The sequence below is a fragment of the Acinetobacter sp. ANC 4862 genome, assembly GCF_004336635.1.
Taxonomy (GTDB): Bacteria; Pseudomonadota; Gammaproteobacteria; order Pseudomonadales; family Moraxellaceae; genus Acinetobacter.
Window position 1 is genome coordinate 39,901 of the sequence record NZ_SJXH01000017.1, and the last position, 24,478, is coordinate 64,378.

The 24,478-nt window shown below is 39.9% G+C and carries 20 protein-coding genes, 1 tRNA gene and 2 pseudogenes; 14 read left to right on the forward strand and 9 right to left on the reverse strand.

The window, feature by feature from the left end; translation table 11 throughout:
- Positions 1-56: 56 nt before the first annotated feature.
- Positions 57-3,158 (reverse strand): multidrug efflux RND transporter permease subunit, encoded by a 3,102-nt coding sequence (locus E0409_RS09060; protein WP_131289884.1) that lies wholly within the window; start codon positions 3,156-3,158, stop codon positions 57-59.
- A 513-nt stretch (positions 3,159-3,671) separates the two neighbouring features.
- On the opposite strand from E0409_RS09060, the gene E0409_RS09065 reads away from it, so the two are divergent.
- Positions 3,672-4,046, forward strand: coding sequence for a diacylglycerol kinase (locus E0409_RS09065; protein ID WP_131289887.1), 375 nt, complete (start codon positions 3,672-3,674; stop codon positions 4,044-4,046).
- Between the two features lie 168 nt (positions 4,047-4,214).
- Here the strand turns inward: E0409_RS09065 and E0409_RS09070 are convergent, their stop codons facing one another.
- The gene (locus tag E0409_RS09070) at positions 4,215-5,816 is read right to left on the reverse strand and encodes an isocitrate lyase (protein ID WP_131289890.1); all 1,602 of its coding nucleotides are present in this window, start codon (positions 5,814-5,816) and stop codon (positions 4,215-4,217) included.
- 804 nt (positions 5,817-6,620) lie between these two features.
- On the opposite strand from E0409_RS09070, the gene E0409_RS09075 reads away from it, so the two are divergent.
- The 3 genes from E0409_RS09075 (at position 6,621) to E0409_RS09085 (ending at position 9,460) form a co-directional block, all read left to right on the forward strand.
- Positions 6,621-7,610 (forward strand): LysR family transcriptional regulator, encoded by a 990-nt coding sequence (locus E0409_RS09075; RefSeq protein ID WP_131289893.1) that lies wholly within the window; start codon positions 6,621-6,623, stop codon positions 7,608-7,610.
- A 127-nt stretch (positions 7,611-7,737) separates the two neighbouring features.
- Positions 7,738-9,066 (forward strand): polyamine export protein PaeA, encoded by a 1,329-nt coding sequence (gene paeA / locus E0409_RS09080; RefSeq protein WP_131289896.1) that lies wholly within the window; start codon positions 7,738-7,740, stop codon positions 9,064-9,066.
- Between the two features lie 61 nt (positions 9,067-9,127).
- Positions 9,128-9,460 (forward strand): hypothetical protein, encoded by a 333-nt coding sequence (locus tag E0409_RS09085; protein WP_502699811.1) that lies wholly within the window; start codon positions 9,128-9,130, stop codon positions 9,458-9,460.
- 12 nt (positions 9,461-9,472) lie between these two features.
- On the opposite strand, the gene E0409_RS09090 is transcribed toward E0409_RS09085, so the two are convergent.
- Positions 9,473-9,982 carry a hypothetical protein gene (locus E0409_RS09090; RefSeq protein WP_131289899.1) on the reverse strand — a complete coding sequence of 170 codons (510 nt, stop codon included), beginning with the start codon at positions 9,980-9,982 and terminating at the stop codon, positions 9,473-9,475.
- A 355-nt stretch (positions 9,983-10,337) separates the two neighbouring features.
- Here E0409_RS09090 and E0409_RS09095 point away from each other — a divergent pair, with 355 nt between their 5' ends.
- From E0409_RS09095 to E0409_RS09105, 3 genes are all read left to right on the forward strand, one after another.
- Positions 10,338-11,069, forward strand: coding sequence for a hypothetical protein (locus tag E0409_RS09095; RefSeq protein ID WP_131289902.1), 732 nt, complete (start codon positions 10,338-10,340; stop codon positions 11,067-11,069).
- A 211-nt stretch (positions 11,070-11,280) separates the two neighbouring features.
- A tRNA-Leu gene (locus E0409_RS09100) sits at positions 11,281-11,366 on the forward strand.
- 106 nt (positions 11,367-11,472) lie between these two features.
- Positions 11,473-11,892: a hypothetical protein gene (locus E0409_RS09105; RefSeq protein ID WP_131289905.1), complete on the forward strand. Its 420-nt coding sequence runs from the start codon at positions 11,473-11,475 to the stop codon at positions 11,890-11,892.
- A 1-nt stretch (position 11,893) separates the two neighbouring features.
- Here E0409_RS09105 and E0409_RS09110 read toward each other — a convergent pair whose 3' ends face one another.
- On the reverse strand, positions 11,894-12,208 hold the full coding sequence (locus tag E0409_RS09110) for a DUF5713 family protein (RefSeq protein ID WP_086193654.1): 315 nt from the start codon (positions 12,206-12,208) through the stop codon (positions 11,894-11,896).
- Positions 12,209-12,645: 437 nt separating this feature from the next.
- Here E0409_RS09110 and E0409_RS09115 point away from each other — a divergent pair.
- Positions 12,646-13,200, forward strand: a pseudogene (locus E0409_RS09115) (metal-independent carbonic anhydrase family protein).
- Between the two features lie 50 nt (positions 13,201-13,250).
- On the opposite strand, the gene folP reads toward E0409_RS09115, so the two are convergent.
- The 3 genes from folP to rlmE form a co-directional block, all read right to left on the reverse strand.
- Positions 13,251-14,108: a dihydropteroate synthase gene (gene folP, locus E0409_RS09120; RefSeq protein WP_131289908.1), complete on the reverse strand. Its 858-nt coding sequence runs from the start codon at positions 14,106-14,108 to the stop codon at positions 13,251-13,253.
- 136 nt (positions 14,109-14,244) lie between these two features.
- Positions 14,245-16,134, reverse strand: a complete 1,890-nt coding sequence (gene ftsH, locus E0409_RS09125; protein ID WP_131289911.1) for an ATP-dependent zinc metalloprotease FtsH — start codon at positions 16,132-16,134, stop codon at positions 14,245-14,247.
- Positions 16,135-16,265: 131 nt separating this feature from the next.
- Positions 16,266-16,916 carry a 23S rRNA (uridine(2552)-2'-O)-methyltransferase RlmE gene (rlmE, locus tag E0409_RS09130; RefSeq protein WP_131268099.1) on the reverse strand — a complete coding sequence of 217 codons (651 nt, stop codon included), beginning with the start codon at positions 16,914-16,916 and terminating at the stop codon, positions 16,266-16,268.
- Between the two features lie 195 nt (positions 16,917-17,111).
- On the opposite strand from rlmE, the gene yhbY reads away from it, so the two are divergent.
- Positions 17,112-17,435, forward strand: coding sequence for a ribosome assembly RNA-binding protein YhbY (yhbY, locus tag E0409_RS09135; RefSeq protein WP_067868089.1), 324 nt, complete (start codon positions 17,112-17,114; stop codon positions 17,433-17,435).
- A 5-nt stretch (positions 17,436-17,440) separates the two neighbouring features.
- Complete coding sequence (locus tag E0409_RS09140; RefSeq protein ID WP_131289914.1) at positions 17,441-17,980, forward strand: DOMON-like domain-containing protein; 540 nt, start codon at positions 17,441-17,443, stop codon at positions 17,978-17,980.
- A gap of 134 nt (positions 17,981-18,114) precedes the next feature.
- Here E0409_RS09140 and E0409_RS09145 read toward each other — a convergent pair whose 3' ends face one another.
- Complete coding sequence (locus E0409_RS09145; protein ID WP_131289917.1) at positions 18,115-18,588, reverse strand: hypothetical protein; 474 nt, start codon at positions 18,586-18,588, stop codon at positions 18,115-18,117.
- Between the two features lie 311 nt (positions 18,589-18,899).
- Between E0409_RS09145 and carA the strand changes: the two genes are divergently transcribed.
- The 4 genes from carA (at position 18,900) to E0409_RS09165 (ending at position 24,171) form a co-directional block, all read left to right on the forward strand.
- Positions 18,900-20,039, forward strand: a complete 1,140-nt coding sequence (carA, locus tag E0409_RS09150; RefSeq protein ID WP_131289920.1) for a glutamine-hydrolyzing carbamoyl-phosphate synthase small subunit — start codon at positions 18,900-18,902, stop codon at positions 20,037-20,039.
- Between the two features lie 14 nt (positions 20,040-20,053).
- Positions 20,054-23,284 carry a carbamoyl-phosphate synthase large subunit gene (carB, locus tag E0409_RS09155; RefSeq protein WP_131289923.1) on the forward strand — a complete coding sequence of 1,077 codons (3,231 nt, stop codon included), beginning with the start codon at positions 20,054-20,056 and terminating at the stop codon, positions 23,282-23,284.
- A 90-nt stretch (positions 23,285-23,374) separates the two neighbouring features.
- A complete protein-coding gene (gene greA, locus E0409_RS09160; RefSeq protein WP_131289926.1) occupies positions 23,375-23,851 on the forward strand; it encodes a transcription elongation factor GreA in 477 nt (158 codons plus the stop codon).
- 107 nt (positions 23,852-23,958) lie between these two features.
- A complete protein-coding gene (locus E0409_RS09165; protein WP_131289929.1) occupies positions 23,959-24,171 on the forward strand; it encodes a hypothetical protein in 213 nt (70 codons plus the stop codon).
- 121 nt (positions 24,172-24,292) lie between these two features.
- On the opposite strand, the pseudogene E0409_RS09170 reads toward E0409_RS09165, so the two are convergent.
- Positions 24,293-24,478: pseudogene (locus E0409_RS09170) on the reverse strand (transposase); the annotation flags it as partial.

Here is a 24,478-nt window from a genome sequence, read left to right on the forward strand (position 1 = left end):
ATCAATTAATTACTCGATAGACTCCCTGAAAATACCTATGAGCTGATTGTGATGACTCAAGATTCCTGTTGAGCTTTGCCCTTAAATACAGTTCGGATCAGAACATACATAAATGGAATAAAAACCAGCACCAACAAGGTCGCAAATATCACCCCACCCAGCACACTGACTCCAATTTCTTGACGACTAACCGCTCCCGCACCAAAGGCAAAGACCAATGGAATCACACCTGCGCCAAAAGCCAATGAAGTCATGAGAATCGGGCGTAACCGCAGGCTTGCCCCTTCCAAAGCCGCTTCAATGACACTGCGTCCTTGCGTCTGTGCAAGTGATGCAAACTCCACGATTAAAATGGCATTTTTACATGACAAGCCAATGGTGGTCAGTAACGCAATCTGGAAATAGATATCGTTGGGAAAGCCAGCAAAATAACTGAACAGGATATTGCCGCCAACCCCCAAAGGAATAGCACTCAATACCGCAGTAGGAATCGACCAGCTTTCATATAAAGCAGCCAAACACAGGAAAATGAAGCCAATTGAAATCAAATAAAGTAATAGTGCCTGATTACTTGATTTCTGTTCTTCGAAAGACACACCGCTCCAGGCTAAATCAATTCCGGAAACTTTGCTGACCAGCTGATCAATATCCCGCATTGCTTCCCCGGAACTTGCATTAGGCGTTTTATCAGCTTCGAGTTCGATAGCAGTATAGCCATTAAACCGGTTCACAATTTCTGGAGCACCCGACCAGTTGACTTGAGAAAAATTGGTGAATGGCACCATTTCATTATTGCTATTTCTGACCGACCAATATTGCAAATCTTCCGGTTTGGCACGATAAGCCGCATCACTCTGCATAATGACTCTTTTAATTCGTCCGCGATCAATAAAGTCATTAATGTACTTGCCCCCCAAAGCTGCGGACAGGGTACTGTTAATATCCGTTGGAGTTAAACCGGAAGCCATCGCGGCTTTTTGATCAATCGTCACTTTAAGATTGGCTTTTTCAGGTGCGGTTCGTTTATCCAGGTTTTCAAATGATGAATACTGTTTCGAATCTTCTTTAAGCTGATTAAATTTTTGCGTTAAAATTTTGCGACCTTGACCATCAATATCGCGAACCCAAAGATTTAAGCCATTGGTGTCTCCCAGACCATTGACCACTGGTGGCATGGAAACAGTAATACGTGCATTCCGGTTTTTACGGAAAAACTGGGTCGCACGCTCTTTGATTGCATCTGCGGTATTTTCTTTGCCAGAACGTTGATCCCAGGGTTTTAACTTAATAAAACCCTGTGCCAGATGCTGCCCAGTCCCGGTACGGTTTCGACCATAACGCAGCATCACCAAATCCACATTGTCTTTTTCATTTTCCAGAAAATAGCGACGCACCGTTTCCCCCATTTCAATGGTTTTGGTCATTGGTGCATTGTCTTGTAAAGTCACTTGCAGGCTCAGTGAACCCTGATCTTCACTGGGTAAATAACTGGTGGGCAATGCACGGTAAAACAAGGCAAAAACACTGACTAGAGCCAAGGCAACGACCAAAGTGATCAGGCGGTTTTGAATGGTCAAAGAAGACAGTTTAAGATATTTACCTTTCACCTGATCCAGCAAATGGTTAAACTGGTTTGCCCAGCCATAAGGTTTTTCGATCGGTTTTAACACCAATGCACACAATGCCGGGGTCAGAATTAAAGCAACCGCCAGAGAAATGGTCATCGCCGTAACTAAAGTTATGGAGAATTGACGGTAAATCACCCCAGCAGAACCACCAAAAAATGCCATCGGAATAAATACGGCAGTCAGCACCAGGGTAATCCCGATCAATGCGCCACTGATTTCCTGCATGGACTGGATCGATGCCTGTTTGGCGTCTAAGCCTTGTTCATGCATCAGCCGTTCAACATTTTCAACCACCACGATGGCATCATCCACCAGCAAACCAATCGCGAGCACCAAGGCAAACAGGGTTAAGGTATTTATACTCAGACCCAGCACATATAACACTGCCATAGTACCCAGAATCACCACGGGTACAGTAATCGCTGGAATAAGCGTCGCGCGCCAGTTTTGCAGGAAAATAAACATCACCACAATCACCAGCAAAATGGCTTCAAACAAGGTTTTTACCACCTCATAAATCGATTGCTGAACAAAAGGTGTGTTGTCATTTGGATAGACCAGCTTATAACCTTTAGGCAGTGTTTTGGAAATATGCTCGACCGTTTCATTAATCAGTTTTGAGGTTTGAATGGCATTGGCACCGGATGCCAGAGAAACCGCCATACCGGCTGATGGATAGCCATTGGTGGTATTATAGGATTGGTAATTCTCCGCACCAATTTCCACACGGGCAACATCCCTTAAGTAGACATATTCCCCGGCTTGACTAGACTTGATAATAATATTGTTAAATTCATCAACCGTTTTTAAACGTGTTCCTGATGTGACTTTGGCATTTAAATATTGTTCTTCCAGTCCAGGCAACTCGCCTACTCCACCCGCTGCAACCTGAGTATTTTGTGCTTCTACGGCTTTCTGAATATCACTGGGCATCAACTTGTATTGTTTAAGCTTATTTGGATCTAGCCAGATGCGCATGGCAAACTGTGAACCAAATACATCAACTTCACCTACGCCCTCTACACGGGCAATTTCTGCCTCTAAATAACTTAACAAATAGTCGGATAATTCAATATTGCTGCTTTTTCTGGTTTCATCATATAAGCCAATCACCATATGGGTATCACCCAAAGATTTGAATACATTGACCCCTTGGCGCTGTACATCTTCAGGTAATCGGCTCACGACGCTATTGATGACATTTTGCACTTGAACTTGTGCAGTATCTGGGTTGGTGCCATTTTCAAAGCTGATATTAATCCGGCTACGACCGGTAGAGTCACTGCTAGAACTAAAATAAAGTAAGTGGTCTAAGCCTTTAATTTGCTGTTCTAAAATCTGGGTGACGCTTTCTTCAACGGTCTCGGCATCCGCCCCCGAATAAGTGGTGCTAATCGCAATTCTAGGTGGAGCAATGTCTGGATAACGCTCTACGGGTAAATTAATGACTGCAAAAAGTCCCAGTGCCATAACAATAATGGCCAATACACCGGCAAAAATAGGTCGTTGAATAAAATATTTCGACAGCATATGAGGTAATCGCAGTATAAGTAGGTGGAACTGGGCAATAAAAACAGGTTCTAAAATAGCAAATTAAAGCAGCTATACAGTAACTAAAAGTTAAAAACACAAGATTATGGATATGAAATCTTATTTTTCTCCCTAAATAAGGAGAAACTATGGAAACACACCGCTTAATCAGTTGCTAAGCGTATGTTTCATCCCGCATCTTTACCATTAGACTGTGAATAGATTATTTTACAAAGTCATTTCATTAAAAAGAAAAGTCTGGGCTTTGAATAGGGCAATTTTAGTTAAAAAAATCCCCCTTTCTTCCTATGTATAAGCTATAAGCTCAATATCGGTATTTTTTTAATAGCCATGCTGATTAAAAAGTATCACCAATCATAATTTGGTCATTATTAAATCTTTTTATGCTTCATTTTTTGTAATATAAAAATATAACTTTCAAGTTTTTTAGAATTAAGCCATATTTAAGCCTTATGATCTATCTTTCCTGAAATTTAGCAAAAAAATTAAGCCATGAATCAACCCTCTCCATACAAAGGCAAAACCGGTTTTAAGCGTGTGATTAATGCGACCCATTATTCTATTTCAGGTTTTAAAACTGCATTTATCAATGAAGCTGCATTTCGTCAAATTGTATTCATAAATTTAATTCTGATCCCTGCCAGTTTTTTTCTGAATGTATCCCGTGTAGAACAAGCAGTGATGATTGCGGTGTGTTTACTGGCACTGATTGTTGAATTATTTAATTCAGCGATTGAAGCTGTCGTAGACCGTATTTCTTTGGAAAAACATGAACTTTCAAAAAGTGCCAAAGATATGGGTAGCGCTGCGCAATTTGTCGCACTGGCGATTATTTTCTTTACATGGCTGATTATTTTAGTGCCCTAAGCTTCATCTTTCTCAATCATTAAAATAAAGAGATTGTTGATTGCGATGCAATTCGCTACATAAAATGAAAAAGGGAACATATTTTTATGTTCCCTTTTTTATATTCCGTTTTGATCAGTCATAAAAAAACCCTGCTTTCGCAGGGTTTTTTTGAATCACTCGGGAGGATTAACCACCGAATTGGTTCATTGTGTTTTTAGCATCATCACCAGCTTTAAGGGCATTGTCACCAGCGAAGATTTCTTTGTGGTCATCACCGATGTCAGAACCAGCCATTGCTTGGTGTTTAACACATGCGATTGTACCGCGGATTTCTTTACGTTGTACGCCAGCAACATAAGCAAGCATACCTTCTTCACCGAAGTAACCTTTAGCAAGCTCATGAGTAGAAAGAGCAGCTGTGTGGTAAGTCGGAAGTGTGATCAAGTGATGGAACACACCCGCTTCACGAGAAGCATCTGCTTGGAATGTACGAACTTTTTCATCAGCGTCAGCAGCCAATTCAGTTTCGTCATACTCAGCGCTCATTAATTTAGCACGGTCGTAAGCAGAAACATCTTTACCTTCAGCAACATAACGGTCATAAGTTTGTTGACGGAAGTTTAAAGTCCAGTTGAATGATGGGCTGTTGTTATAAACAAGCTTAGCATTTGGAACTGTTTCACGTACACGGTTAACCATGTGAGCGATTTCGTCAACGTTTGGAGTCGCAGTTTCGATCCAAAGTAAGTCAGCACCGTTTTGAAGGCTAGATACACAGTCAAGTACAACACGATCAATTTGAGTGTCAGCACGGAACTGGTAAAGGCCAGAAGGTAAACGTTTAGGACGGTGTAATTTACCGTTACGTTTGATTAGGATTTCGTCTTCTTGCGCTTCAGAAATATCAATTTCAGAAGTTTCTAAGTAGCTGATGTACTGAGAAGCGATGTCGCCTGGCTCTTTAACCACTGGGATTTTTTGAGTCAAGTCAGCGCCTTCAGAGTCAGTACGCGCAACGATGATACCGTCATCAAGACCCATTTCCAAGAATGCATAGCGAAGTGCGTGGATTTTCGCGATGAAGTCTTCGTGTGGAACTGTTACTTTACCCGCTTGGTGACCACATTGTTTCGCATCAGAAACTTGGTTTTCGATTTGTAGTGCACAAGCACCCGCTTCGATCATTTTCTTAGCAAGTAAGTAAGTCGCTTCTTCGTTACCGAAACCAGCATCGATGTCCGCAATAATTGGAACGATGTGAGTTTGGAAACCGTCGATTTGAGCAGTGATTTCAGCCGCTTTAGCAGTATCACCCGCTTCGTTTGCTTTTTTAAGCGCACGGAACAAGTCGTTTAATTCTTTTGCATCAGCTTGACGAAGGAAAGTGTAGATTTCTTCGATCAAAGCAGGTACTGAAGTTTTTTCGTGCATAGATTGGTCAGGAAGTGGACCGAATTCTGAACGAAGTGCAGCAACCATCCAACCAGATAAGTAGATGTAGCGTTTGTCAGTTGTACCGAAGTATTTTTTGTTCGCAATCATTTTTTGTTGAGCGATGAAACCGTGCCAGCAACCCAAAGATTGAGTGTATTTGCTAGAATCAGCATCATATTCAGCCATATCACGACGCATAATAGCAGCAGTATATTTAGCAATGTCTAAACCAGTTTTGAATTGGTTTTGCATTTGCATACGCGCAGCATCTTCTGGGCTGATATCGCGCCAAGTGTTGCCGAATTTTGCTTTTAATTCGCGGATTGCGTCAATCGCTGTTTGGTATGTAGTCATGATATTTTCCTGTATATAATTTTAGGACTTCATCAATCAAAGGACTAAATCTGCAAGATATTAATTTGTTCAGATTTAGAGCGCTTCGTTGCAATGGACACAGCTTAGTTTGACTAAAAAAATTAATCCAATAGTCTGCAAGAATCTTCAGTATTTATTTAAAAAATATGTAGATTAAAGTCTAATTATAATTGTCGCTAAATTTTATATGTAACTGATTTTTAAAATTATATTTAAAATAGAAAAAGTCTTTTTTTGTATAACAAATAATCAATATGCTGTTTTATTCTTCATTAGACCTAAGTATAGGGTTTAATAAAAAAGACTCGTCTTTTCGTTTTTATCTCGTTTTTCTTATTTTATCGTCATTATTTTAAAAATGTAATTGCATTTTATTTCACCAAATAAAGTGCCTTTACCTTTTTCTGCATTCCAATCCTTAGCTGCAAAAAAACCATCTTCTTTTTCAGTATAGATTTATGAAATACAACTCTTCCTCTAAAAAAACCATTCTATTTAAGGGAATTCAATACAATTAAAACCCGTCTATGTGGTGCAATTGCATGGGCCGCAATTCAAGCTTCAAACTACAGTATTGAAGATAGACAAATCATCAAATTCATATTTCAATCTGTTTAAAACTCAATTGATAATCACAGAGAATTCACACCCAATAAGAATAGTCAATATCGTAACAAAAACCACTTTTAGGCCGGCTTTTTTTTCATCATATTTCCTACACAAGCCTTACTGCTTATGGCATAATCAATATAATTTCATGGTTTTATTGTTGGTATTTTTTATATGAATCTGGAGCGGGTCGATCTCAATCTATTAATTTACCTTGATGTTCTTTTACGTGAAAAAAATGTTACCCGCGCAGCAGAACAATTGGGTGTTACCCAACCCGCTATGAGTAATATTTTACGTCGTCTACGTAATTTATTTAATGATCCGCTTTTAATCCGTTCTTCTGAAGGCATGACACCTACAGAACGTGCTTTAGAATTACAACCTCGTATTCGTGATGCGCTTTCTGATTTGTCGATGATTTTAGAACCGCGTACAGAATTCCGTCCTTATACCTCGAATCGCGTTTTCCGCATTATGACCTCTGACTATGCCGAAGCGACTTTAGTTCCTCGCCTGGTTAAAGCATTGCGTTCAGAAGCTCCGAATGTCGTTCTCGACTTTTTAACCCCAAGTGACGTGTCTTACCGTGACATGGAACAGGGTAAAGTCGATTTAGCCATTAACCGATTCAATGAAATTCCACAAAGTTTCCACCAGGTCTTGGTTTGGCGTGACAGTTTTTCTTGTTTGCTGAACAATAAACACCCTGCCAGCTCCAACTTAAACCTTAAAAGCTATTTAGATGCACAACATATCTGGGTGTCTAAAACCGGTATGGGCGTTGGCTTTGGTGTCAATCCTGATAAACAGGCAGGTCTGGGCTGGATTGATCAAGCTTTAGAACGTATTGGTCAAAAACGTAAAATTTCAGTCTTTACCCGTCATTATCAAATGCCGGCACTTTTGGCATCCAATGTTGATTTGATTGCAACGCTGCCAAGCCGTATTGCAAGACTACAATCCAACAATCCGAACCTGCTAATCAAAGACCCACCGTTTTATATTCCAGAATTTGAATTAAAAATGGCGTGGTGTCCGTTATTGCATCACCATCCTGCACACCGTTGGTTACGCCAGCTTATTCTGTATGTAGCCCGTCAAATGATTGAAGAAGAAAATCGCGAATTTTTAAGCAATAACTCACAATTTTCTCACTATTAATCGTAAAAATTCTTAAATTCTTCTTTTTTAAGATTATACTGTGCTCATCAAGGTAGTAATTGCTTACTACCTTCAGTTCTTTTGTGTTAAAAATATTCCATAATAATGATGATCTACAGGTGGATTCGTGAGCCTTTTCCAGAATATCCTCATCATCGTGATACTGATTGCCGGAGCCGGCTTTCTCTCTTTAACTGAGATTGCCCTTGCCGGTGCCCGTAAGGTTAAACTTAAAATCCTTGCAGAATCGGGCGATGAACGCGCTCAAAAAGTTTTAGACTTACAAGAACAATCTGCTGATTTCTTTGCAGCTTCACAAATTGGCTTAAACGCGGTTGCAATTCTCGGTGGTATCTTGGGTGAAGCAGCATTTCGCCCATATATCGTAAATTTTGTGAATCGCATTTATCAAGGTCCCTGGACTGAAAACATTGGCTTTATTCTCTCCTTTAGCTTAGTTACCTCGCTGTTTATTCTTTTTGCAGATTTAATGCCAAAACGCATGGCCATGATTGCACCAGAAAAAATTGCGGTTTCTGTTATTAACCCAATTCAAGTTTTTATCAAAATTTGCAAACCACTCGCCTGGGTAATCAATGCCATCGCGAATTTGCTGTTCCGTTTATTTAAAATCAACACCATCCGTGATGACAATATTACCTTTGCCGATATTTCTGCAGTGATGGATGCGGGTGCACAAGCCGGTGTACTACAAAAGCAAGAACATCATTTCATTGAAAATGTATTTGAACTTGAAGAACGTAATGTCCCTTCAAGCATGACCACACGTGAAAACGTGGTGTTCTTCACTTTAAAAGAATCGGAAGCCAGTATTCGCCAAAAACTCGCAGAATATCCTTATTCCAAGTTTTTGGTTTGTAGTGAAAATATTGATGATGTGATTGGCTATATTGATGCCAAGGATATTTTAGTCCGTATTCTGAATAACCAGTCTTTACTGCAACTGAATGAAAATACCATTCGTAGTGTACTGACCATTCCAGATACGCTAACGCTTTCTGAATTACTGGATCGTTTCCGTTCAACCAAGGAAAAATTCGCGGTTGTTATTAACGAATATGCGCTAGTGGTAGGTGTAATTACCCTCTCCGACATTATGATTACTGTGATGGGCGACTGGGTGACGACGATTGAAGCCGATCAGCAAATCATCAAACGTGATAATAATTCATGGCTGATTGATGGCAGCACGCCGATTGAAGATATCAAGCATGCGCTTGAAATTGATGAAATGCCGGATGATGAAAACTATGAAACCATCGCTGGTTTCATGATGTATAAATTACGCAAGATTCCACGTCCTGCAGATGCTGTGATATTTGGTGCTTATAAATTTGAAGTGGTGGATGTCGATCATTTTAAAATTGACCAATTACTGGTGACACGCCTACTCGAAAGACCAGCAGAAAATGATAGCCAGGAACAAGCAGAGTAATCTGCTTTTTTTTTATTGAACATACAATCAATACTAAAAACAATAAAACTGGATAACGAGAATGAATATTTCCTTGTCAGCATTACTCGCCTGCTTAAGTTTTTATTCTGGCATTTATATGATTTACTATTTTTTTGCAAAACAACAACAGCCACTGATCATTCTCATTGCGATTGCCCTGCTGATTTTCGCTTGGTGGATTACACCTCATAGCTATGAACGTGATCAGAAAAATTATGATTCAAACCTGCGTATGGGGAATTTCTCTGGAATCCATTCATTACATGGTGGAGACTTTTTATTTGGCCAATCAGTCTATTACTGGCTTGGCTTTATCAATAAAAAAAGCAAAGTGAACATAAAAAAAGCACCATTCAACTGGTGCTTTTTTTAATTTGAATGAAGATTATTTAAAGTTTTCAATCAAGTTCTCAATCACGAGAGCATAGTGAATACCAATGTCTTCTTCTAAAATATTGTATGCATTATCAAACTGAACCATAGGCCAGCCTTCTTTCCAGAATGGGAAAATATTGTGTAGATCATGCGTTACAATCGCATCTTCACGCAGAATTGCTTGTGCAATTTGTGATAAAACTTGAGCTGTTTCAGCGCCATCAATCGCCATGTAATCAATACCACGTACTTTTAAAATACGAATACGATCTTTTTTATATTTAATTTTTTTGGCTTGTCCGGCATTTAATCCCAATGCCAAAGTTACTGCTTCAACAAAGTTTTTTTCAAAAGCATCATGCAAAGCAACAATTGCCTGTTTATGTGCTTCTTGACGACCAGCTTTACCGCCATTACGGATAATCTCTTTCGCTTCAGTATTCAGCACATCGTTTTTCATGGACTGTAAAATGTCTAAAATTTCGATATCGCTTAAAGATTCAGGAGATTGATCAGTCATGAACTGTCCTTGGACAAAAATAATAAAGGTCTATTTTCGCATAATTCATCATTTAATACAGGAATAAAATCTGCTTCAGCACATTCTTCGTTAACTACTGATCGAGAAACAATAGTTGTAAATAGCGCTATTGATATAGCGACATTGAAATATCTTTAGCGACTAAAAAAATTTATTTTTTTGTGAGTACACAGCAATGGATCTATCTAAAAAGCTGAACTCGACTTAAATAGCTAAAAGTTAACAGAAAATACTTTTCACTATTCATTCCAAAAAGATAAGCTTACTTTTTCTCTGTCATATTCTGTTAAATCATTTATATTACCTTTACTTTTTATGCCCCCCTTTAATTCTTATGATCAGCAATAAACAAACCGCCCTTTTTTTAAAACAAATGCGGGAGCAACACCCGACAGCGTTTAAAAGAAATTATTTGTTTTATAGCATGATCAAAACCAAGGGTATTTTAGATGAACTTAAAGAACTGATTCCGTGGGTTCTTGCAGCAATGATTTTTGTATCACTTTCAATGAGTTTGGGTCATTTTATTTCGATTCAATTTCCCCAATTTGATACTTTTCGCTCGCATGGCATTGCTGTTTTAGCCATCATGTTGCTGTTTATGCTCTACACGCCACTCGTCATCAAGCAAATCAAACATAGCTCAACCTCCCTGTATCAACACCTACGTCACACCCCGATTAAACTCGCTGTGCTGATTGTGCTTCAAACCATTAATATTGCTTATATTGAAAGTACTTTTATAGAAGTCATTCTGTTTTTCTTTGCCTTAAGTTTTGGTTTTGTACGCTTTTATAAGGAAAATATGTTCCGTGAAGGTACTCAAAATGAGCAATATTTTTATCTGCAAGAAACACGTCGCATTTGCTTTTGGTCATATAAACAAATTTTAAAAATTAAATTTAAAATTTTATTGAGTGCAAAAAATTCAAAGGCAAGTCACGCCCTTCAACAACAAGAAAAAAAGTTTATCGAGCTCCATATTCAGCTTATTCGTTATGAAAATGAATTGTGTAAAACTCATAAACATGTTGATGTTGAAACCTATTTAGATAGCTTGATGTAAATATCAAAAGCTGTGTTCCCTCCTCTAGATTTCATTTAGAAAATGATTATTTTTACATCCCCTCAATCAATGGAAAAAAATAATAATGATCTCTAAAACTCGTAAAAATGAATTATTTTATAGCTATAAATACATGAATTGATTGAAAAGAAAGCAAACACACCGAAAGATACTTGCCAAGTTTTATTTCGTCCTCTATTATTGCGCACATGCCCGAGTGGTGAAATCGGTAGACACAGGGGATTTAAAATCCCCCGCCCACAAAGCGTGCCAGTTCGAGTCTGGCCTCGGGCACCATTTTAATACTTCTTAAAATGGTGCAATAAAAGACCCAGCGATAAGCTGGTTTTTTTATGCCTAAATTATTAAAATACAATCAAACCAATAAAAAGAAATAATAAAAATGAACACAAATAACTTACAACCCATGCTGTATTGCAGCCTGTTTATATTGCTCACCTCATCCTTTTCTTATGCAGCAGAGCCAGAAGTTAAAGCACCGACTCAGGTCATTTATTCTTTATTTTCTGGAACGATAACCCTAGATAAAGATCAGCTGATTTTACATCACTGCACTTTAGGCAAAGATCCGTACCTGCTTGAGTTTAATCATGCACAAGATGAAAAACGGATTCACACACTTCTGCAACAAGAGCCAAATTTTTGGCTTAACTTAAGAGCAAGTGCTTACTTAAAAAATGAAAAACGCTACTTAAGTGTGGATGGAATAGCAGAGATCCACCCCAAAGAAAGCTGCCATCTTTCCAAACTGTTGTCTGATTTAAATAAATCTTCGAATATTAAGCTAACTAATAGAGAGTGACTTACCACTCTCTATTAGATACCAACTCTTCCATTTCAATATCCATATAACCGTGATCTTGCACCACCATCATCATGGCTTCAGCAATATAATCCGCTGCAGTATCATCTAATGATGAATCAAGGTCCTCAAACTGGGGTTTCATCTTATTAATTAAAACCACTGTTTCGGCAGCAAAACGATAAATTTCTACTTCAGACAAATCAGACTTTGCTACTTTCTTCGCAAACTGTTTAATGGTCTGCTTGACTTCAGCCACCAGAATATCGGGATAATATTCATCATCAAACATCGGGAGAAGTAAATCTTCAAACATACAAAACTCAAAAAAGATACGCATTAAAGCGAGCCTGTATAACACAAAGCAACAAAATTACCAAACCAAACCACAAAAAAGCGAGGGAATTTTACCCCCACTCTATTTTATTCAGACTTCTTACATACAATTAAGTTTGGCTCATTGCCTGCCACACTTCAATTGCATGACTCATCGTTTTTCTAAAATATTAACTTGCCCTATCTGAAGCTAAAATGGATTATTTGCATACTCCCTCTTACTTTCTGTAATTAGAACCCACTAAAAGATAAGAAGAAGAATTACCCCTCACAAAATGAAATAAATAACTAATTTATTTAAATTTTTTAAATTCATGTAGGGGTTTGGTTGAGTTTTCGATACATTCGATAACATTACTATGATTTAAATAAAAGTTACTTTATAAAATAAAAACATAATTTTTATAGGGAAATGTTATGAAAGCCATTTTAGTTACATTTCTTGGAATAACATTAACAGCATGCTCTACAACACCAACGCAAGATACTCAAAAACATACTATTTCTGAACCCGAAGTAATAGCGGCACAGCAAGCTTGGTGTAAATCATTACTCGATATCAGCTCAACCTACGATAAAAGTGGAAAACAAGCAGCAAATGATCTCGTAAGCAAGGTGATTGATACTGCATATTTTTATCAGGATGGGCCTGTTTTATTTAAGCCTACATTAACAACCAATCCACAAACATTCAGAACCACAAAAGAAGGCGCTTTATCTTATTTCGTGGGAGGAAACCCAAATTTTCCTAGTGACAAAGGGTTTGCGCTCGGTGGGTGGCAAAATTGCTAAATCGATAATGCAGCTATAAATATAGCGGGTAACAGTGCGACCACTTTAGGCAAAGTTCACTTCACCAATAAGAATGGTGAAGTGACGACTGTAGATAAAAGCTGGAAATTTGTAAAAGATAACGCAGGTAAATTACGAATCGTTGTTCACCATTCTTCACTTGAGAATAAAGGAAAATAATCACATCTTAAAGCAGAAAAAGCTCGATACCTCATCGAACTTTTTCTTATTTATACACCTAGATTATTCATTGCATTGAAAACTTTAATTGCATCCGACATCGCTTTGACATCGTGTGCACGCACCATAGAAGCGCCCTGTTGAATACTCATTAAATGCGCTGCTACCGAGCCTATAGCACGATTTTGCGCGTCAGCTCCACCCAGTGCTTCGCCAATAAAACGTTTCCGAGAAAGTGCAGATAAAATGGGATAACCCATATCATTTAATTTATAAAATTCATTTAATAATTTTAAATTTTGCTGTGCATTTTTAGCAAAACCAAAACCGGGATCAATCATGATATTTTCAGGTTTCACCCCTGCTCTTAAAGCATCATCGACACGCTGCTGTAGCTCTTCAATCACATCCGTCGCTACATCATTATATTGATCTAAATTATTCATGGTCGTGGGTTCGCCACGCATATGCATAATAATCACGGGAATATTCAGTTCAACTGCAGTTTCAAGGGCCTGGGGACGTGTTAATGCACGGACATCATTCCAGATATGGGCTCCAGCTTTTACTGCAGCTTTCATTACTTCTGGTTGTGAAGTATCAATCGAGATAATGACATCATGCTTTGATAATTCCTCCACTACAGGTACTACACGACTTATTTCTTCATCCACTTCTACCACAGACGCCCCTGGACGTGTGGATTCACCACCTACATCAATAACAGTCGCTCCATCAGCCATCATTTGCAGTGCATAAGCTACAGCTTGGTCTTTTGCATTATGCTTTCCACCATCACTAAAAGAGTCTGGAGTGACATTCAAGATACCCATGACATGCGGTTGAGATAAATTCAGACTGAGTCGTCCACATTGTAATACTCGTTTTGGTAATGGCATCAACCGCATAACAACTCTCCTTAATATCTAACCCATAGTGTATCAAGAGTTGCTTTTACTCTTACTGAAATATTTTCAAACGCTAAACTTTTAAGCATAAAAAAGAGCCTCAATTGAGACTCTTTTTTATACCGAACCTAGACGATTAGTTTGCAGGTAATGGTGGTGGTGTTGCTGGACCATCAGTTGGTGTTACATCAATTACTGGATTATCAGCAATATACACCTTAGGTGGTTGAGGTTCACGACCTTCCATGATGTCACGGATTTGATCACGATCAATCGTTTCCCACTCCATCAACGCTTTAACCATCGCATGGGCAACATCTTTTTTACTTTCCAAGATATCGCGTGCGATTTTATATTGCTCATCTAGAATTCGACGAATTTCACGATCCACTTCTAGTTGCGTAGTTTCAGAAATACTGCGACTACCAATACTGCCCATGAAAGATTGCTGTGCATCTTCTTCATAGACCATCACGCCCATTTTTTCAGACATACCATATTTGGTCACCATTGCACGTGCCATTTTCGTTGCACGTTCAAAGTCGTTTGATGCACCTGTAGACATTTGATTAATGAATACTTCTTCAGCAATACGACCGCCAAACAAAATTGAAAGTTCATTCAACATTTTGTCTTTATAATGACTAGTCTGATCAAATTCAGGTAACTGCCAAGTGACACCCAAAGCCCAACCACGCGGCATAATCGTTACTTTATGCACAGGGTCTGTACCCGGTAAACTTTCAGCAACAATCGCATGACCGGCTTCATGGTAAGCCGTAGCTCGACGTTCTTCATCACGAAGCACCATCGATTTACGTTCAGGTCCCATGTACAACTTATCTTTTGCATCTTCAAAGTCATGCATATCGACCGTGTTCTTGTTACGACGTGCTGCAAATAATGCCGCTTCGTTTACAAGATTCGCCAATTGTGCACCTGAGAAGCCAGGCGTACCACGTGCAAGAACTTTTACATCTACACCTGTGACTGAAGGCAATTTTTTCATGTGAACATTCAGAATTTGTTCACGACCTTTAATGTCTGGAAGACCAACCATCACTTGGCGGTCAAAACGTCCCGGACGAAGTAAGGCTTTATCCAGTACATCTGCACGGTTGGTTGCAGCGATAACGATAATACCTTCGTTACCTTCAAAACCATCCATTTCCACCAACATTTGGTTCAGGGTTTGTTCACGTTCATCATGACCACCACCAGTACCTGAACCTCGATGACGACCGACTGCATCAATCTCATCAATAAAGATGATACATGGTGCATGGCGCTTTGCTTGTTCAAACATGTCACGGACACGAGACGCACCCACACCCACGAACATTTCAACAAAGTCAGAACCAGAAATACTGAAAAATGGAACTTTTGCTTCACCCGCAATGGCTTTCGCAAGTAAAGTTTTACCCGTACCTGGAGGACCAACCATTAGCACACCACGTGGAATACTTGCACCGAGACGTTTAAATTTGGTTGGATCTTTCAGGAAATCAACAATTTCCACAACTTCTTGTTTAGCTTCATCACAGCCAGCAACATCAGCAAAAGTGACTTTAATTTGGTCTTCAGAAAGCATTTTTGCTTTTGACTTACCAAAACTCATTGGGCCGCTTTTGCCACCTGCACCACTACCCATGTTTCGCATAAAGAACATGAATAACAAAATGATTAAAAGTACAGGGAAGCTGGCGATAAGAAGTTGCATCAACAAGCCTTGACGTTGAGGAGCAGTACCCTCTACGACAACACCATGTTTAATGAGGCTTTGCATAAGTTCTGGGTCTTGAATCGCAGGACGGATACTCTCAAACTCTGAGCCGTTTGTTTTTTCACCACGAATTCTTTCACCATCAATTGTGACTTGCTTAATTTGACCAGCATTGACCGCTGAAACAAACTCTGAATAATTCATTGCAGTCGGTTGATTGCGGTCACTGATGTTGCTGAAAATCAAAATCAGCACACCAAGTATAACCAGCCACAATACGGCATTCTTGAAGAGATCGCTCAAAGCTTTATTCCCATATCAATCTAATTTGATCATGCCCAAAACGGGTGACCTTAATTTAAGCTGAAGATCAGCTTTGCAATATTTTAAAAATGTACAAAATGCACAATTTTTAACGTCTTGGCAAGTAAACTTTATTTAGAAGCCTTCTTGCGCCCTTGTCCGATCAAAAATACTTCTTTAGAACGGGCACGTGAAGCAGCAGGTTTTGCTGTCTTTAATACATCAAAGCTATCTACGACTTGTTTACGGAATTCATCAAATCCTGTGCCCTGGAAAACCTTGACCACAAACTGCCCTTTAGGTCCTAAAACCTTGTTGGCGAAATCTAAAGCAAGTTCACACAAGTAAATTTGACGCGGTTGATCTACAGCCTTATTACCTGATGTATTGGGGGCCATATCTGAAATTACAACGTCTACGGTCCGTCCGTTTAAAAGATTTAACAATTTTTCGAAAACTTCTTCTTCTCGAAAGTCACCTTGTAAAAAGGTGACATCAGGCAATGCATCCATTTCCAAGATATCTGAAGCAATCAGCAAACCTTTATCGCCGACCAATTTCCCGGCAATTTGCGACCAGCTTCCTGGGGCAGCACCCAGATCGACCACGGTCATGCCTGGCTTAATAATTTTATATTTTTCTTGCATTTCAAGAAGCTTATAAGCAGCACGCGCACGATAGCCTTCCTTCTGTGCTTTTTTCACAAACGGATCGTCTAGGTGCTCGCGCATCCAATCTCGACTGCTTTTCGATAACTTTTGGTTGGTAATGCGTGTCGCCATAACTCTCTAAATAATAAAAAACTTCTAATTCATGATTGTACGTGAAAAACACAGACCTTGCAGTATACATCTGTATCTAAATCTGATCTTTGGTATGTTTTTTTCAATAATGGAAATTGATTTTTTCAACAGAATATAAAGCGTTTAAACCCGACATTTGCTATACTAAGCCGTTTTTAAAATTAGGTTATCTTTATGGCGGCTTTATCAATTCAGGAACGCAAGCGTTTGCGTCAAATCGGACATGCACTTAACCCGGTGGTTATGCTTGGCGGTCAAGGTTTGACTGAAAATGTCATCGAAGAAACAAACCGTGCTTTAAATGATCATGAACTGATTAAAGTTAAAATTGCCGGTGAAGATCGCGAAGCACGTGTTGCGGCAATTAACGAAATTGCTCAAGTGACTGGCGCTGAAATTGTACAAACGATTGGTAAAATTGCGTTGCTTTATAAAAAAGCTGCAAAACAAAATCCAAAACTTTCAAACCTTGTACGCCACGCACATTTGTCTAACTAAGCTGTATGGCCAGTTACGAACTTAACGCTTTTGATCGTCGCTTTCAATCTATCTCCTTAGTGGGCGCGATTGAACAACAAGGCTCATATGGTTTAAATGTGGGCTATTGGTTACGTGATCCAAATCAACTCATGCAATGGCCTGACTTGATACAAGGTAATCCACGTCAAGATTTCTTATGGGAAAATACCTGTTATGAAATTTTTATTGGCGTTCACGGTGAAGATTTTTATCGAGAAATCAATCTCTCCCCTTCACAAGCTTGGCAGGTCTATCAATTTGAGGAATATCGTTATCCTGAAGATATGCCTCCACAAGCTGCGAATGACATTGAACTCAATCAATTAAAACGCACACATTACGGTTTGAATGTGAGCCTGGATTTGACCGAGTTTATGTTAAAGCACAAATTACAATGGTCGAATATGTTCTTAGGTTTAAGTGCTGTACTTAAAACCTCGCAAGGTCATCAATACTATGCGATGCAACACAGCAGTCCTAATGCAGACTTTCACAACAAACGTGACTGGCTACATCAGTTCTAAAACGTAGCACGGATATTCGACAAATAAAAAAGTGAGGCATACGACCTCACTTTTTTATACTCTCAATACTTAGATTGAGGAAATATTGCATATTTCCTGCCCCCTAGTCTGGCAGTTACGCCTTGAATAATAAATCAGCTTTTTACTGTTGGTTTTTCCTCAGCTTTCTCTGACACTTTTTTCCAGACATCTAAAGTATGTTCTTTTGAACGTTTGAAAGTTTCAGTTAAATGATCTTTATGCTTAACAGAAATTTGACTGACATCGTCTTTCAATTCTTTACCTAATTTCGATAAATCATCAATCACAGCATTAAATTCAGATTTCACAAACTCCTTTAATTCAGCTAAATCTTTTTGTGAAAAATTGAGTTGTCTCTTAATGGTGTCAATGCGCTGAAGAATATCCTGTTTCAGATTTTGCACTTGATCTTGTACATTCGCCTGCAGTTCTTTCGCTTCAGCCTTAACATGTTCAGCCGATTCAGTCACCGCTTCTGTTACTTTTTGCTGTGCCTCTTTAGATGCTTGTTCCAACTTTTCCGCACCCTCAACAACCACCTCTTTTAAGGCAGGTTTAGCTTTCACTTGTTTTTGTTCTATCGTCATGGCCTTGTTCCTAGAGTTATTACATGAGAGATACAGACTAGTCGATTCGATAAAATTTAAGTTTTGATTTGTCTGACAATTATTATTTGCTTACATTTTACATACACTATCTCAAAAACAGACTTTCATTCAAAACACAAGGTATTTATCTTACATATTCGGCATAAATAGAATGGACTTCAAACTACTTCCTCCGTATAATGCCGTGTTAAGTTCAAGCGAGCAGACATAGGGAGGGTAGGTTAAAAAAATAGCCTTCCTTTTTTTTCGTCTTCTCGCTTTTTTACAGCCTAAATTTCAGGAGCTTTGGTTTGAGCACTCCCGCCATTTTAGCCCTCGCAGATGGAACGATCTTTAAAGGTACGTCTATCGGTGCATCGGGTAGTACGACTGGTGAAGTCGTTTTTAATACAGCAATGACTGGCTATCAAGAAATTTTGACTGACCCAAGTTATGCACAGCAACTTGTGACTTTGACTTACCCGCATATTGGTAATACAGGTTGTAATGATGAAGACGCTGAGTCAGGTCGAATTCATAAAGTATGGGCCAACGGTTTAATTATCCGTGACCTTCCTTTATTGCATAGCAATTTCCGTGCGAATCAATCTTTGGGTGAATACCTTCAACAACATAATGTTGTTGCGATTGCCGATATCGATACACGTAAATTGACACGAATTTTACGTGCGAAAGGTGCGCAAAATGGTTGCATCCTAGCGGGTGACAACATTACAGAAGAAGAGGCTTTAGAAAAAGCACGTGCCTTTGGCGGTCTGAACGGTTTAGACCTGGCGAAAGAATGCTGTGACCCAGAAGGTTTTGAATGGACTGAAGGTTCTTGGACACTTGGTCAAGGCTTCTCTCAACCTGAACTTAAATTCCATGTTGTTGCATATGATTACGGTGTCAAAACCAACATCTTACGTATGCTGACTGATCGCGGATGCAAACTAACTGTAGTTCCAGCTCAAACGCCTGCAGAAAAAGTTCTTGCATTAAATCCGGACGGTGTGTTCTTGTCGAACGGTCCTGGCGATCCAGCTGCATGTGATTATGCAATTGAAGCTGTAAAAACAATTGTTGAAACAACTGAAATTCCTGTATTTGGTATCTGCTTAGGTCACCAAATCCTTGCGCTTGCTTCTGGTGCTAAAACCGTGAAAATGCCTCACGGTCACCACGGTGCAAACCATCCTGTACAAAATCTTGAAGATGGTACAGTGATGATTACTTCTCAGAACCATGGCTTTGCAGTGGACATTGATACCTTACCTGCAAACCTGAAAGCGACGCACATCTCATTGTTCGATCAAACCCTTCAGGGTATGCATCGCACGGATAAACCAGCATTCAGCTTCCAAGGTCACCCTGAAGCGAGTCCTGGTCCACATGACTGTGCCCCTTTGTTCGATCATTTCATCGAACTTATCGAAGCATCTAAGAAGTAATTAAGGAAGCGATCATGGCTAAACGTACAGACATTAAAAGCATCTTAATTATTGGTGCGGGTCCGATTGTGATCGGTCAAGCATGTGAGTTTGACTACTCAGGTGCGCAAGCATGTAAAGCCCTTCGTGAAGAAGGCTACCGTGTCATTTTGGTGAACTCTAACCCAGCGACCATTATGACCGACCCGGCAATGGCTGATGCAACGTATATCGAACCGATTACTTGGCAGACTGTTGCACAAATCATCGAGAAAGAGCGTCCAGATGCTGTCCTTCCGACTATGGGTGGTCAAACAGCATTGAACTGTGCGCTTGCACTTGATGAACACGGCATTTTAGAAAAATTTAATGTTGAATTGATCGGTGCGAGTAAAGATGCCATTGAAATGGCTGAAGACCGTAAATTGTTTGATGACGCAATGCGTCGTATCGGTCTTGAATGCCCACGTGCTGCTGTTGCAAGCACCATGGAAGAAGCATTCGAGATTCAGGCAAAACTCGGCTTCCCTTCTATTATTCGTCCATCATTCACCATGGGTGGTTCAGGCGGTGGTATTGCTTACAACCGTGATGAATTCATTGAAATCTGTGAACGTGGTTTCGACCTTTCGCCAACCCACCAACTGTTAATCGATGAATCATTGATTGGTTGGAAAGAGTACGAGATGGAAGTTGTTCGTGACAAAAACGACAACTGTATCATCGTATGTGCGATCGAAAACTTCGACCCTATGGGTGTTCACACAGGTGACTCAATCACTGTTGCTCCTGCGCAAACATTGACAGACAAAGAATACCAGTTGATGCGTAATGCTTCGATTGCAGTTCTACGTGAAATTGGTGTGGAAACAGGTGGTTCGAACGTTCAATTCGGTATTAACCCGAAAGACGGCCGTATGGTTGTAATCGAGATGAACCCACGTGTATCACGTTCATCTGCACTTGCATCGAAAGCAACAGGTTTCCCAATTGCACGAATTGCAGCGAAACTGGCTGTGGGTTACACCCTTGATGAATTGAAAAATGACATCACTGGCGGTGCAACACCTGCATCATTCGAACCTGCAATCGACTACGTGGTCACTAAGATTCCTCGTTTTAACTTCGAGAAATTCCCACAAGCTGAAGCAATTCTAACCACACAGATGAAATCTGTGGGCGAAGTCATGGCCATTGGTCGTAACTTCCAGGAATCTATGCAAAAAGCGCTTCGTGGTCTTGAAGTTGGTGCTTCTGGTTTTGATGAAAAAATCGAAGTCGGTGCTGATGGCGCGAAAGATAAAATCCTTCAAGAACTTAAAGTTCCAGGTCCAGAGCGTATTTGGTATGTGGCTGATGCATTCCGTCACGGCTTCACTTTAGATGAAGTTTTTACTGCGACCAACATCGACAAATGGTTTCTGATCCAGATCGAAGACATCATTAAAACTGAAGAACAAATCAAAACGCTTGGTTTCGGTGATTTGAATGCCGACAACATCCGTTCATTCAAACGCAAAGGTTTATCGGATCTTCGCATTGCACACTTGATGGGTATTTCACAAAAACAATTCCGTAAACACCGTTGGAACTTGGGTGTGACCCCGGTTTACAAACGTGTCGATACTTGTGCAGCTGAATTTGAATCAGATACAGCGTACATGTACTCAACTTACGATGAAGAATGTGAAGCGAACCCTTCAACTCGCGACAAGATCATGGTAATCGGTGGCGGTCCTAACCGTATTGGTCAAGGGATCGAGTTCGATTACTGTTGTGTACACGCGGCACTTGCTATGCGTGAAGACGGTTATGAAACCATCATGGTGAACTGTAACCCTGAAACGGTTTCTACCGACTATGACACATCAGATCGTTTGTACTTCGAACCAATTACTTTGGAAGATGTACTTGAAATCGTGCGTATCGAGAAGCCTAAAGGCATTATCGTACAGTACGGTGGTCAAACACCTTTGAAATTGGCTCGTGCTTTAGAAGAAGCTGGTGCGCCAATTATCGGTACATCTCCAGATGCGATTGACCGTGCAGAAGACCGTGAACGTTTCCAGCAAATGATTCAACGCCTGCAACTTCGTCAACCAAGCAACAGCATTGTTAAATCTGCTGAAGAAGGTATGGCTGAAGCGTCTAAAGTGGGCTACCCGCTTGTGGTACGTCCTTCATACGTGCTTGGTGGTCGTGCGATGGAAATCGTCTATAACGACGACGAATTGAAACGCTACTTGCGTGATGCAGTTCAAGCCTCTAACGAAGCGCCTGTATTGCTCGACCATTTCCTTGATGATGCAACTGAAGTCGATGTTGACTGTGTATCTGACGGTAAAGACGTGGTGATTGGCGGTATCATGCAGCATATTGAACAAGCCGGCATTCACTCTGGTGACTCAGCATGTTCTATTCCTCCTTATTCTCTATCTCAAGAGATTCAGGATGAAATGCGTCGTCAAACTGTTGCGATGGCGAAAGAGCTTGGCGTAATTGGTTTGATGAACGTACAGTTTGCGGTTAAAGGCAACGACGTTTACATTCTGGAAGTGAATCCACGTGCATCACGTACTGTGCCTTTCGTTTCTAAATGTATCGGTGAGTCTTTGGCGAAAGTGGCTGCACGTTGTATGGCGGGTCAATCTTTAGAATCTCAAGGATTCACCAAAGAGATCATCCCGACTCACTTCGCTGTAAAAGAAGCGGTGTTCCCATTTGCGAAATTCCCGGGTGTTGACCCAATTCTTGGACCTGAGATGAAATCTACAGGCGAAGTTATGGGTGTAGGTACAACTTTTGGTGAAGCATTCTATAAAGCTGTGTTAGGCTCGAATGATCGTTTACCAGGTAAACCAACCGAAGGTGAAGTGAAACATGCCTTCTTGTCTGTACGCGAGTCAGATAAACCGCATGTTGCACGTATTGCACAACAACTTGTTGATTACGGTTTCAAACTTGTAGCAACAAGTGGTACGCATAAAGTGATTACTGAAGCGGGTATTGAATGTGAACGTGTGAATAAAGTAACCGAAGGTCGCCCTCATATCGTAGATCGCTTGAAAAATGGTGAGATTCACCTCATTATCAATACATCTGAAGGTAAACAAGCTCAGCAGGATTCGTTCTCAATCCGTCGCTCTGCGCTTCAAGGTAAAGTGTATTACACCACAACCTTGAATGGTGCTGATGCTGTATGCCAAGCTTTAGCAATTAAATTGCCGATGGATGTATACCGCTTGCAAGATTTAACAGTAGGTTAATAAATTACCGATAAGTCCCGTCACCTTATTGGTGGCGGGATTTTTTTATTTATAAACCATTTATTTTTATACTCAATTAGAGGGACAACAATGCAACGTTATCCTATGACTCCCGAAGGCAAAGAAGCCTTAGAGAAAGAATTACATCAATTAAAAAGTGTTGATCGTCCACGTATTATTGCGGCAATTGCTGAAGCGCGTGAACATGGGGATTTGAAAGAAAACGCGGAATACCATGCGGCTCGCGAGCAACAAGGTTTCTGTGAAGGCCGTATTCAAGACATCGAAGGTAAACTTGGTGCAATGCAAGTGATTGATGTTAAAACACTTGAGCAAAACGGTCGTGTCGTTTTTGGCGTAACAGTAACGATTGAAAACCTGGACACCGAAGAACAAAAGACTTATCAAATTGTAGGCGACGACGAAGCAGACTTTAAGATCAACAAGATCTCTGTGAACTCTCCTATTGCTCGTGGTCTTTTGGGTAAAAGCGAAGGTGACGAAGTGAAAATCGTAACGCCTCAAGGTGAAGTGGAATACGAAATTGTAAAAGTTGCCTATCTTTAGTTTTAAAGATTGAATACTTTTAAAGCCCCTCTCTTGAGGGGTTTTTTATTGCAAAATTTTCGATTTATCTTTAACTTATAAACCAATAATAAAATTGATAATGAAAAATGGATGATCGCGTCATACAAGCTTTTTACTATGCAATAGGTGGTTTGGTACTTGGTATTGCCATCGCAATAAAGTGGTCATATTTCATAGACACGCATACCAACTCTGCACTTATTATCTTTATCACCACAATTAGCTCTGCAATTTTAGGTTTTCTTTTTCCTAATAGCATAAAAGGGTTATTTATGAGTTTGTGGAATTTTTTTAGATAAAATTTTTCATAATTTTAATCTCCTCCCATACCCCAACCCTCTCCCAGAGGGAGTAATCATTACAAATCAAAATTCACAATGGAAGTTCCCTCTCCTTAAAGGCATAGGTATCTACACATCTTTAGGTACCTAATGCAATCGCAGCAATCTCATTCAGTTCATCTATTGAATATTCCGAAAGTAGTTGAAGAGTGTTCAGTAAAATCGAAAGTCCTGCCAATATTGCAGGTGCACTTTCCAACTTGCCCCTTTTCTGCTGCCTGCCTGAAAGACGGGCCAGAAATATACGGATTTTCTGATTTTGTTC

Bases quoted from the DNA above. Each gene is read 5' to 3' on its own strand.
- E0409_RS09060 (WP_131289884.1), bottom strand. From the start codon at position 3,158: ATGCTGTCGAAATATTTTATTCAACGACCTATTTTTGCCGGTGTATTG.
- E0409_RS09065 (WP_131289887.1), top strand. From the start codon at position 3,672: ATGAATCAACCCTCTCCATACAAAGGCAAAACCGGTTTTAAGCGTGTG.
- E0409_RS09070 (WP_131289890.1), bottom strand. From the start codon at position 5,816: ATGACTACATACCAAACAGCGATTGACGCAATCCGCGAATTAAAAGCA.
- E0409_RS09075 (WP_131289893.1), top strand. From the start codon at position 6,621: ATGAATCTGGAGCGGGTCGATCTCAATCTATTAATTTACCTTGATGTT.
- E0409_RS09085 (WP_502699811.1), top strand. From the start codon at position 9,128: ATGAATATTTCCTTGTCAGCATTACTCGCCTGCTTAAGTTTTTATTCT.
- E0409_RS09090 (WP_131289899.1), bottom strand. From the start codon at position 9,982: ATGACTGATCAATCTCCTGAATCTTTAAGCGATATCGAAATTTTAGAC.
- E0409_RS09095 (WP_131289902.1), top strand. From the start codon at position 10,338: ATGATCAGCAATAAACAAACCGCCCTTTTTTTAAAACAAATGCGGGAG.
- E0409_RS09105 (WP_131289905.1), top strand. From the start codon at position 11,473: ATGAACACAAATAACTTACAACCCATGCTGTATTGCAGCCTGTTTATA.
- E0409_RS09110 (WP_086193654.1), bottom strand. From the start codon at position 12,208: ATGTTTGAAGATTTACTTCTCCCGATGTTTGATGATGAATATTATCCC.
- folP (WP_131289908.1), bottom strand. From the start codon at position 14,108: ATGCGGTTGATGCCATTACCAAAACGAGTATTACAATGTGGACGACTC.
- rlmE (WP_131268099.1), bottom strand. From the start codon at position 16,916: ATGGCGACACGCATTACCAACCAAAAGTTATCGAAAAGCAGTCGAGAT.
- yhbY (WP_067868089.1), top strand. From the start codon at position 17,112: ATGGCGGCTTTATCAATTCAGGAACGCAAGCGTTTGCGTCAAATCGGA.
- E0409_RS09140 (WP_131289914.1), top strand. From the start codon at position 17,441: ATGGCCAGTTACGAACTTAACGCTTTTGATCGTCGCTTTCAATCTATC.
- E0409_RS09145 (WP_131289917.1), bottom strand. From the start codon at position 18,588: ATGACGATAGAACAAAAACAAGTGAAAGCTAAACCTGCCTTAAAAGAG.
- carB (WP_131289923.1), top strand. From the start codon at position 20,054: ATGGCTAAACGTACAGACATTAAAAGCATCTTAATTATTGGTGCGGGT.
- greA (WP_131289926.1), top strand. From the start codon at position 23,375: ATGCAACGTTATCCTATGACTCCCGAAGGCAAAGAAGCCTTAGAGAAA.
- E0409_RS09165 (WP_131289929.1), top strand. From the start codon at position 23,959: ATGGATGATCGCGTCATACAAGCTTTTTACTATGCAATAGGTGGTTTG.